The sequence below is a fragment of the Intrasporangium chromatireducens Q5-1 genome (assembly GCF_000576575.1).
In the GTDB taxonomy this organism is placed as follows: domain Bacteria; phylum Actinomycetota; class Actinomycetes; order Actinomycetales; family Dermatophilaceae; genus Intrasporangium_A; species Intrasporangium_A chromatireducens.
Genome location: NZ_AWQS01000639.1, coordinates 1 through 307 on the forward strand (window position 1 = coordinate 1; position 307 = coordinate 307).

A 307-nucleotide genomic window follows, 5' to 3' on the forward strand; every position below is an offset into this window, starting at 1 on the left:
CGGAAGAAGAACCCGTCACAGGTCGCGCACCAGGAGACGCCGTGCCCGGAGAGTTCCTTCTCGCCGGGCAGGCCGAGCTCCCGGTACGCGGAGCCCATCGCGAGGATCACGGCCCGGGCTGCATACGTGGCGCCCTCGCCGGTGGTGACGGTCTTGACGTCACCGTCAAGGGTGACGTCGACGACGTCGTCGGTGATGATCTCGGCGCCGAACCGTTCGGCCTGGGCGCGCATGTGGTCCATCAGGTCCGGGCCCATGATGCCGTCGCGGAAGCCGGGGAAGTTCTCGACCTCGGTGGTGTTCATCA

General features: G+C 67.8%; 1 protein-coding gene. It reads right to left on the bottom strand.

The annotated features are described in order from the left end of the window. The coding region (locus N864_RS23230; RefSeq protein ID WP_034723401.1) for an NAD(P)/FAD-dependent oxidoreductase at positions 1-307 on the bottom strand (307 nt) is incomplete at both ends.